General features: G+C 74.7%; 8 protein-coding genes. 6 read left to right on the forward strand and 2 right to left on the reverse strand.

Annotated features, from left to right (window positions below):
- Positions 1-29: 29 nt before the first annotated feature.
- Together VGI02_RS09005 and VGI02_RS09010 are read left to right on the forward strand one after the other, a co-directional pair.
- The gene (locus VGI02_RS09005) at positions 30-1,889 is read left to right on the forward strand and encodes a diol dehydratase reactivase subunit alpha (protein ID WP_331626989.1); all 1,860 of its coding nucleotides are present in this window, start codon (positions 30-32) and stop codon (positions 1,887-1,889) included.
- Entirely contained in the window at positions 1,886-2,317 is a 432-nt protein-coding gene (locus tag VGI02_RS09010) for a glycerol dehydratase reactivase beta/small subunit family protein (RefSeq protein WP_331626990.1), read from the forward strand. The genes VGI02_RS09005 and VGI02_RS09010 overlap by 4 nt, the downstream gene beginning before the upstream one ends.
- On the opposite strand, the gene VGI02_RS09015 is transcribed toward VGI02_RS09010, so the two are convergent.
- Positions 2,285-3,244, reverse strand: a complete 960-nt coding sequence (locus tag VGI02_RS09015; protein ID WP_331626991.1) for a patatin-like phospholipase family protein — start codon at positions 3,242-3,244, stop codon at positions 2,285-2,287. The genes VGI02_RS09010 and VGI02_RS09015 overlap by 33 nt on opposite strands.
- 214 nt (positions 3,245-3,458) lie before the next feature.
- The gene (locus VGI02_RS09020) at positions 3,459-5,168 is read right to left on the reverse strand and encodes a metallophosphoesterase (protein WP_331626992.1); all 1,710 of its coding nucleotides are present in this window, start codon (positions 5,166-5,168) and stop codon (positions 3,459-3,461) included.
- Positions 5,169-5,278: 110 nt separating this feature from the next.
- Between VGI02_RS09020 and VGI02_RS09025 the strand changes: the two genes are divergently transcribed.
- The 4 genes from VGI02_RS09025 to VGI02_RS09040 all read left to right on the forward strand — a co-directional run.
- The gene (locus VGI02_RS09025; protein ID WP_331626993.1) at positions 5,279-6,931 is read left to right on the forward strand and encodes a CocE/NonD family hydrolase; all 1,653 of its coding nucleotides are present in this window, start codon (positions 5,279-5,281) and stop codon (positions 6,929-6,931) included.
- Positions 6,932-7,270: 339 nt separating this feature from the next.
- Entirely contained in the window at positions 7,271-8,224 is a 954-nt protein-coding gene (locus tag VGI02_RS09030; protein ID WP_331626994.1) for an alpha/beta fold hydrolase, read from the forward strand.
- 137 nt (positions 8,225-8,361) lie between these two features.
- On the forward strand, positions 8,362-9,189 hold the full coding sequence (locus tag VGI02_RS09035; RefSeq protein ID WP_331626995.1) for a SigB/SigF/SigG family RNA polymerase sigma factor: 828 nt from the start codon (positions 8,362-8,364) through the stop codon (positions 9,187-9,189).
- 257 nt (positions 9,190-9,446) lie between these two features.
- Positions 9,447-9,864: amino acid permease (locus VGI02_RS09040; protein ID WP_331626996.1), on the forward strand; the 418-nt coding region annotated here is incomplete at its 3' end.

Consider the following 9,864-nt stretch of genomic DNA (forward strand, 5'->3'; position numbering starts at 1 on the left):
GGAGCGCACCTCGGAAGGAAGGCCGGCGAGTGTCCCTCGTCATCGGCGTCGACATCGGCAACTCCACGACCGAGGCGTGCATCGCCGAGGTGACGACGGGTCAGGTGCGGCGGCTGGCCTCCTCGCTCACCCGGACGACGGGGGTGAAGGGCACCCCGGCGAACACCGCCGGGGCCGTCACGGCCGTCCGGCGTGCCCTCGAGGCCGCCGGGCGGCCCTCTGCGGCGCTCGCGACCGTGCTGCTCAACGAGGCCACACCGGTCATCAGCGGGCTCGCGATGGAGACGATCACCGAGACGATCATCACCGAGTCCACGATGATCGGGCACAACCCCGACACCCCGGGCGGCGACGGCCTCGGCGTCGGGACGACCGTGGCCCTGCCCGAGGTCGCCGACGTCGAGCCCGGGGTCCCGGTCGTCGCCGTGGTGGGTGCGGGCGCGGACTTCGACGACGTCGCGCACCTGCTGAACCGGGCCGTGGAGCGCGGCGTCGACGTGGTCGCGGCGGTGATGCACGGCGACGACGCGGTCCTCGTCGTGAACCGCCTGCGCCACCGCATCCCGGTGGTCGACGAGGTGTCGGCCGTGGAGAAGGTCCCGCTGGGCATGCTCGCGGCGGTGGAGGTGGCGCCGCCCGGGCGGACCATCCGCACGCTGTCGGATTCCTACGGGCTGGCCTCGACGTTCGACCTCGACGCCGAGCAGACCCGGCAGGTCTCCCCGGTGGCCCGGGCGCTGTCGGGCAACCGGTCGGCCGTGGTCGTGCGGACCCCCGCGGGTGACGTGACCGACCGGCGGATCCCCGTCGGGACGCTGACACTGTCCGGCTCCGGACGATCTCTGGACGTCGGCGTCGGCGGGGGCGCCGAGGCGATCATGGAGGCGATCGGCCGGGTCGCGCCGCTGAGCGACGTGCACGGCGAGGCGGGGACCCACGTCGGGGGCATGCTCGCGAACGTCCGGGACACGATGACCGACGTGACGGGTCAACCCGCCTCGGAGATCCGTATCCGAGACGTCCTCGCCGTCGACACCGTGGTCCCGGCTGTGGTGCGCGGCGGCCTGGCCGGTGAGGTCTCGCGGGAGAACGCGGTCGCGCTCGCGGCGATGGTGCGCACCAGCCGCAGCCGCATGGAGGCGGTGGCGGACGCGATCTCCGCCGAGCTCGACTGCGAGACGCTCATCGGCGGGGTGGAGGGCGAGGTCGCGGTGCGCGGCGCGCTCACCACCCCCGGCTCGTCGGTGCCGATCGCGATCATCGACATGGGCGGCGGCTCGACCGACGCGGCCCTGCTCGACCGGGACGGCGCGGTCTCGGCGGTGCACGTCGCCGGTGCGGGCGAGCTGGTCACCAAGCTCGTCGACTCCGAGCTGGGCCTGGAGGACCGGGACGCCGCGGAGTCGGTGAAGCGCCACCCGCTGGCGAAGGTCGAGAGCTTCTTCCACGTCCGCCACGAGGACGGCACGGTCCAGTTCTTCCCCGAACCGCTGTCGCCTGCCGTCTTCGCGAAGGTCGTCACCGTGACGCCCGAGGGGCTCGCGCCGGTGCCGGTACGCGGTCCGCTGGAGGAGGTCCGGCGGGTGCGCCGCGAGGCCAAGCGCCGGGTGTTCGTGGTGAACGCGCTCCGGGCGCTCGTCCAGGTGGCCCCGCAGGGGTCGCTGCGACTGCTCGGCTCGGTGGTGCTGCTCGGGGGTTCGGCGCTGGACTTCGAGATCCCGGGGATGGTGGCCGACGCGCTGGCGCCGCACGGCGTGGTGTGCGGCATCGGCAACGTCCACGGCACCGAGGGCCCGCGCAACGCCGTGGCCGCCGGTCTGGTGGACGCCCACGCCGGGACGTCGGCCGGGCCCACCCCGGCGTCGGCCCGACGGCAGGCGGCGTCGTGACCAGCAGGCTCTCGGGGGTGTCCGGCTCCGGCGGACCCGAGATCCGCGTCCCAGTGGTCTCCGACCCGGCCGACCCCACCCTGCCGCCCGCGGTCCTCGTCACGGTCCACGACGACGCGCCGCCCGGCGTGCTGCGCGAGGTGTGCGCGGGCGCCGAGGAGCAGGGCATCCCCACCGCGATCCTCGGTGGTCCACCCACCGACGCGGACGGTGCCGGACGGCACGCGGCGGGCGAGTCGCGGCTCGAGGTCGGAGTCGGGATCGGGCCCGACGGCGCCGTCGTCGTCCGTCACGCCCTGGTGCCGGATCCGGTGGTCCGGCTGGACGGAGGAACCCCGCAGGCGCGGGTCCGGCAGGCGGGGACGGACGCCGCCCGGATCGTGGCCGGCCTGCCGCTATCCCAGGGCAGGCTCCACCAGCACCCGTAGCGCGACGCACCCGATCTCGACGCCCTCGCGGAGGACGTCGGGGTCGGTCTCGAGCGGGTTGATCGTCCCGGAGCCCTCCGGGGGGCGGATCTCCAGCAGGTGCGGGGGCCGGTCGCCGGTGCCGTCCGCGCTCGCGCCCGCCAGCCACTCGTCGTCGGCCCGGCGATTCTCCAGCCGGTTGCCGAGGACGTGCACGAGCCCGGGCACGCGTGCCTGCCCGAGCCGGGTGACGAGCGCCTTCTCCAGACGCGTGGCGTCGATCGCCTCCTGGTCGGCCCGGCGGGTGCGCAGCATGAGCACGTGCGTGGCGCCCTGGTCCAGGGCGGTGTGGAAGGGCAAGGGCTCGGCCACCGCGGCGTCGACCAGCCTGCGGCCGTGGATCTCGATCGGCAGCCCGGCGAGGATCGGCACGTTCGCGGACGCCCGCAGCGCCCGCTTCAGCGTGGCGGGGTCGCTGATCGTGCCGTGGAGGTCGAAGGCCTGGCCGGAGTCGACGTCGGTGGCCACCGGGTGCAGCGGCACCTCGGAGTCGACGATCGCCTGCCAGTCGACCGGGACGATCTCCTCGCCGACGGTCTCGATGAGGTACTCGACATCGACGACCGGGCGGCCACGCAGGCCCCGGGCCGGTTTCGTCACCCGCGCCATGAGCCCGGGCTCCCACCAGCCGGCGCAGCACTTCTCGGTCTGCCCGCCCACGAGCCAGCTCCCGGCCAGCGCTCCGGCGGACGCGCCGTACACGGCGTCGAAGCAGCGGGTCAGCCCCAGCCGCTCGAGGCCGAGCACCATCCCGGACGAGTAGGTCGCCCGGCTGCCGCCGCCCTCGACGGCGAGGGCGAGCCGATACGGGTCGGCGCGGTCGGCCGGGCCCGAGCCGTCCGCGAGCCGGGACGCGAGGAGCTCGAGGACGCGGTGGGGCCGGGACACCAGTGCATCCTTCCGGGTGCTCCGGCGGTGGGCGACCCGGAGGTGGCACCGGCCACCGTGCGCCGCGTCGCAGGTCCTCCGCGTATGACGACGGAGAGTGCCGAACGGGATCGTCGACGGCGATGGGCGCCCTTCGACGACGGGCACACCACGCACCCGGGAACGCCGTTCAGGATGCGCTCGGTGCTCCTGATCTTGCACGGGTGCGCGCTCGTCAGCGCCCGCGGCGCTCCAGCACGACCCGGTCGATCTCCCGGCCGGCGTCGGTGATCGCCCGCAGCGTCATCGTCGTCGCCTGCCCCGGGCCGGGCGGGGGGACGACGTCCACCGTCACGAAGGCGTAGTCGAGGTAGCGGGCCTGCGACCAGTCGACGGCGTCGGGGATCTTGGCCACCTCGCCGACCGCCTGGTAGCTCACCACGTCCACCCCGCTGTCCGGAGCGGTGCTGCCCCGGTAGCGGTCGGTCTCGTTCGGCTGCCAGCTGTAGCGGGGCCGCCCCCCGGAGCCCACGCAGACGTAGGTCGTGCCGTCGGTCTCCGGACGCACCGTCGCCCCGTCCGGGGCCTGGGCGGCGGAGCGGCCGCGGCGGATCGGGTTCGAGCGCTCGTACTGGTGGTTGTGGCCCTGCAGGGCGAGGTCCACCGAGAACTCGTCGAACAACGGCGCGACCGCGGCCCGGACCCCGGCGTCGGAGGCGTGCGTGCTCGACGTCGCGAACGCGCAGTGGTGGAAGAACGCGACGACGAAGTCGACCGCCGGATCGGCGCGCATCTCGCCGAGGGTCCGGCGCAGCCACGCCGTCTGGGTGCCACCGGAGTAGCCGGCGTTCGTCGGGATCTCCGTCGAGAGGTCGTTGGCGTCGACGCTGATCACCCCGACGTTGCCGTAGCGCATCGAGTAGACGCTCGGACAGGCGCCGGGTCCGGTGCGCGGCAGGTCGAGCCGGGCCGCGTGCCCGCCGTAGCCGTGGCGCGCGCCGTGCGCGGTGTTGTCGTCGTAGAGCGCTTCCATGTCGTGGTTGCCGGTCGCGAACATCCACGGCGTCGTCGCGGCACTGCGCTCGATCAGCCCGAAGTACGTCGTCCACACCGTCGGGTCGAAGCTGTCGAACCCGGTGGGCGACTTCGAGGTCCCGGTGCTCCGTACGGGCTTCCCCTCACCCGACGGGTCGGCGTAGCAGATGTCGCCCGCGAGCAGGTGGAACGCGGGGCGGGTCCCCGCGATGCGCTCGACCATCGACGTCGACGGCGTCATCGACCGCCGGGTGTCGTCGGGCTTGTAGGTCTGGTTGGTGAACCCGCCGAGGCCGCTCGGCGGCACGGTGTCGACGCCCTGGTCGGCGAACGCGGTGAAGCTCCACGGGGCGGCCGCGGTCCTCGGGGCGGTGGTGAACGTGGCGGTCGCGGTGGTCGTCCCGTCGGGCATCCGGAAGCGGTAGGAGTAGCTGGTTCCCGGCTGGAGGCCGTTCGCGAGGGCGTGCACGAAGTACTGGTCGCTCCCACGGATCGAGCCGTCGGCCTGGGGGACCTGGGAGACCAGGTGGCGCACCTCGACGGGGATCTGCACGCCGAACGTGCCGCCCTGCCCGAGGTCGACGACCGTCGCCCCGGACGGCGGGGGCGCGGTCAGCTCGCCCGCGATGGCCATCGAGCGCATCGGGTCGTCCCCGAACGCCAGGTGCCGCCCGACCACCGAGACCGGGGCCGCCGCGGCCTGCGCGCAGGCGGCGAGCGTCCACGGCGCGGACGCGAGCCCGAGGGCGGCGACGACCCCGGACCCCTGCTTCAGGGCGGTGCGCCTGCTCACCGGGTGGCGGCGCAGGAAGCCCCGGACCCACTCGTGCTGCTCGGCGACGGTCATGTGCTCGGCGAGGTCGGCGGGCACACCGACGTCGGGGGCCTGGCCACGGGGAGTGCGCGTCACGGACCGCAGCGTCACCCGGCCGGAAAACGTGTGCGACCGGGCCCCGGCGAACACGGGGTGAACAGCGGCCGCGCTCCGCCGCGGCGGGAGGTTCCCGTCATCATGGACCGATGAGTCCCGTCACCCGGCTGCTGCGCCGGGGCATCGGCCTGCCCTCGCCGCGCACCCCCCGCGTCCGCGTCGTCCGGGACGTGGCGGTCCCCATGCCCGACGGGGTGGCGCTGCGCCACGACCGGTACGTCCCGGTGGGCATCTCGCGCGGGCCGGTCGTGCTGGTGCGCAGCCCGTACGGCCGGGCCGGCTGGATCGGCGCCGTCTTCGGCCGGATCGTCGCGGAGCGGGGGCACCAGGTCGTCGTGCAGTCGGTGCGCGGCACCCGGGACTCGGAGGGCGAGCTGTCGCCGTTCGACGAGGCCGACGACGGCGTCGCGACGGTGCGCTGGCTGACCGCGCAGCCCTGGTGCGACGGGCGCGTGGTCACCCTCGGGCCGAGCTACCTCGGCATCACGCAGTGGGCCCTCGCCCCGGACGCGGGACCGGCGCTGCGGGCGATGGGGACCATCGTCACCGCGTCGCAGTTCCGGGACCAGACCTATCCCGGCGGCACGTTCTCGCTCGACAACGGGCTCTCCTGGGCGGCGATGATGCAGCGCCGGGGGATCGCGGCGCAGCTCGCCGAGCGGGTCCGTCACCGGGTCGAGGCGGGCTTCGCCGCCGTCCCGCTCGCGGGCGCCGACACCGTCGCGTCGGGACGGGCGATCGACTTCTTCCAGGACTGGCTGCGCGAACAGGCCCCCGACTCCGCGTACTGGGCCAAGCGCTCCTATGCCGCCCGGGTCGCCGAGGTCGCCCGCAACGGGGTGGCGGTGAGCATGACCGGCGGCTGGCAGGACATCTTCCTGCCCTGGCAGCTCGCCGACCACGCGGCGCTGCGAGCCGCAGGTGCCCGTCCCGTGCTGCGGATCGGCCCGTGGGTCCACACCACTCCCGCGGGGATGGCCGCCGGGATCCGCGACGCGCTCGCGCTGTTCGACCGCACGCTCGACGGCGTCACCGGTCCCGAGGAGGAGCTCCCGGTGCACCTCGAGCTCTCCGGCGGCGGAGGTGAGCGCCGCCTGCCGGACTGGCCGCCGGCCCACGTCACCGAGCGGGCCCTCTACCTGCGGACCGACCACGGGCTCGGTGACGAACCCCCCACCGCCCCGAGCAGTGGCGGGGCGCACTGGGCGGGCACGCGGATCACCTACGACCCCCACGACCCGACACCCGCGGTCGGCGGCCCGATCCTCACGGGTCGCTCCGGTCCGCGGGAGCAGGCAGCGCTCGAGGCCCGCGACGACGTCGTCGTGTTCACCGGGCCGGTCCTCGACGAGGACCTGGTCGCGCTCGGCCCGGTCCGCGCGACGATCCACGTCCGCGCCGAGGTCGAGCACCTCGACGTGTTCGTCCGGGTCTGCGACGTCGACGGGTCCGGTCGCTCGGTCAACGTGACCGACGGGATACGGCGCCTCACCCCGACCGCCCCGGGTCCCTCGGCCGACGGCAGCGTCGCGGTCGAGATCGAGATGTGGCCGGTCGGGCACCGTTTCGCCGCGGGCCACCGCCTGCGCGTGCAGGTCTCCGGCGGCGCCCACCCGCGCTTCGCCCGCCATCCCGGCACGAGCGCCGCGCTGGGCGAGGCGGACCTCCTCGTCCCCCGGGAGCGGGAGGTCCTCCACGACGCCGCGCACCCGTCCCGTGTGGTGCTTGCGGTGGAGCGCTGACCCCCGGCCCGACCAACCGATCAGGGCGGTTCGAGACCCGCGTCGCAGGCTCCGACGCGGCGCCGGTCACAGGTTCCCGGTGAGTAGCATCGACTGCGCCGCCGGCTCGTCCGGCGGGACGCTCCCGGGCCCCCTCCCCCCGGGCGCCCGGAGCGTCGAGCGGACCGGTCGTCCCCCCGGCCGGTCCGCTCCCCCCGACCACGCGAACCTCGCGTGCGGCTCCCCGCCCCGCTCCCCGACGAGGGGGAGCGGACCTGGCCCGTGGTGGCCCGACCGGATGCCCGTCCCGGTACCCCGGTGAGCCGTGAGCTCCCCCCTGACGGGCATCGGAGGTCTGTGATGGACACCGCCTCGAGCACGACCCTCCACGGCGGCGGGCGAGATCGCCCGGTACCCGGCGTCGTCGGCGACGACGGCGTCCCCCTCGACGTCACGATCCGCGGCACGCGCGGCCCGACCGTCGTGTTCTGCCACGGCTTCACCGCCGACTCGCGGTTCTGGGACCCCCAGATCGCGGCGCTCGACGGGCACGCCCGGATCGTCACCTGGGACCAGCGCGGCCACGGCCGCTCCGGCTGGGGCGAGCCGTCCCACGCCACCATCGACCAGACCGGGCGCGACCTGGGCGCGGTCCTCGACGCCGTCGCCCCGTCCTCCCCCGTCGTGCTCGTCGGGCACTCGATGGGCGGCATGAGCATCCTGGCGCTGGCCCGGCAGCGACCGGAGTGGTTCGGCACCCGGGTGGTGGGGGCGTTCCTCGTCACCACCTCCGCCGGGGACCTCGTGCGCCAGGGCCCGATCGGGCTCGCCCACGACGCCGCCCGCCGGCTCGGGGTCCTCCCCGCCCTGCTGGGCGGTGCCCGCATGGCCGCCCCGCTCGCCGACGTGCTCCCGTGGCGCGACTCCTGGTTCGGTCGGTGGGCGGTACGCCGGCTGCTGTTCACCGCCGAGGCGACCGACGCGGAGGTCCGGGACGCGCAGTGGCACACCGAGGGGCTGCCGCTGCCGGTGGGACAGGCGTTCGGGGCGTCGCTGCTCTCCCACGACGAGTCCGGCGCCCTCCCGGTGCTCGCCCGGGTCCCCGTCGTCGTGGTCACGGCGGGCGAGGACCGTCTCACGCCGGCGGCCCACGGGCGGCGGATCACCGAGGCGATCGGCCCCTCGGCGCGCCTCGTGGAGGTCGAGCACGCCGCGCACGCGGTGACGCAGACCCACCACGACGTCGTGGACGCCGCGCTGCTGGATCTGGTGTGCGAGGTCCGCCCCGGAGGGGTGGTCGGACGCGGCGCCTGATCGGTGCGCTTGCGCCCCGGGGAGCCGGGCTGACAATCTCGGCCCGCTCCAGTCCTCCGGTTCAGCCCGCAGCCGCGACGACATCGCTCGCGACGTCCGTTGCCCGGCATGCCCGGGTGCGGTGGCGGGGACGGCACATGACGCACGCGGACTCCGGTGGCGACGACGCCGTGGGCGGCGACTTCGCGGCGCTCGTCCCGGTCTTCGTCGAGCACGCCGCCTGCGCCCAGGACGATCCGCGCCGGAGCGAACTGCGCGACCAGCTCGTGGTGTCCTACCTGCCCGTGGCGCGCAACATCGCCCGCCGCTTCGCGCGGCGAGGCGAACCGACCGAGGATCTCGAGCAGGTCGCGACCGTCGGGCTGATGCACGCCGTCGACCGGTTCGATCCCGGCCGGGAGCGGGACTTCCTGTCGTACGCGGTCCCGACGATCATGGGAGAGGTCCGGCGCTACTTCCGCGACTCCGCCTGGTCGGTCCGGACGCCGCGCAGCATCAAGGACCGCTATCTCGCCGTCGGCGGCGCGACCTCGATGCTCTCGCAGCGCCTGGGACGCGCCCCGACCGTGCCCGAGATCGCCGAGCACCTCGGGCTCGGGCGCGACGAGGTGGCCGAGGCGGTGGCCGCCCACGGGTCGTACCACCCGGCCTCGCTCGACGAGACCCTCGGCGAGGGGGACGACTCCTCGTTGGCCAACGTCCTCGGCACCGTCGACCCGGAGTTCGACCGCGTCGAGGTGCGCTCCCTGGTCAACTCGCTGGTGGCGAGCCTGCCCCCGCGGGAGCGGACGATGCTGGCGCTGCGGTTCGTCCAGGAGAAGACGCAGGCCGAGATCGCGGCGGTGCTGTGCATCTCGCAGATGCACGTCTCGCGTCTGCTGACCCGCACGCTGGGCCAGTTGCGGGCCCAGGTGGAGGCCCAGATCCGCGCCGACGAGGGCGAGGGTCCTCCGCTCGCGGTCTGACGGACGGTGGTGATCGGGTCACCGCGATGCACTCACACGGTGGGCCGAGGCGTCGCTGTGGATTCCGAACGTGACGGTCTGGTTACGGGGTGTCGGATTCTTCCGGAGTTGTGCACCGCTCTGCGTCGATGATCGCTTTTCGGCCGGAAGTCCGAGTCGCGGACAGGGCGAGTGGTGCGCACCATGCCGCTGATCGAGTGCGCCCGGGTCCGAAGGACGCGCCCGCCGCCCTGCCGTCGCCGCGATCGGGGAGACCCATGTCGACCACCGCCGAACCGCCCGTCCTGACCACGGGCACCGGGCTGCGCCGGACCGTCGGGTTCAGCGCGCTGATGTTCATCTCGCTCGGCTCGATCATCGGGTCGGGCTGGCTGCTCGGTGCGCTCACCGCAGCCAAGTCGGCGGGCGGGGCCTCGATCCTGTCCTGGGTGCTCGCCGGGGTCATCGTCATCCTGCTCGCCCTCGTCCACGCCGAGCTGGGGTCCACCTACCCGGTGGCCGGCGGCACGGCCCGCTACCCGCGGCTGGCGTTCGGCTCCATCGCCGGGTTCACGGCAGGGTGGGTCGGGTGGATCCAGGCCGTCGCGATCGCGCCGATCGAGGTCGAGGCGGCGCTGTCCTACCTCGACCACATCTTCCACGGCCTGGTCGACGACGGCGGCAACCTGACCGGCA

The sequence above is a fragment of the Actinomycetospora sp. genome, from assembly GCF_036497245.1.
GTDB lineage: Bacteria > Actinomycetota > Actinomycetes > Mycobacteriales > Pseudonocardiaceae > Actinomycetospora.

Bases quoted from the DNA above. Each gene is read 5' to 3' on its own strand.
- VGI02_RS09025 (WP_331626993.1), top strand. From the start codon at position 5,279: ATGAGTCCCGTCACCCGGCTGCTGCGCCGGGGCATCGGCCTGCCCTCG.
- VGI02_RS09035 (WP_331626995.1), top strand. From the start codon at position 8,362: ATGACGCACGCGGACTCCGGTGGCGACGACGCCGTGGGCGGCGACTTC.
- VGI02_RS09030 (WP_331626994.1), top strand. From the start codon at position 7,271: ATGGACACCGCCTCGAGCACGACCCTCCACGGCGGCGGGCGAGATCGC.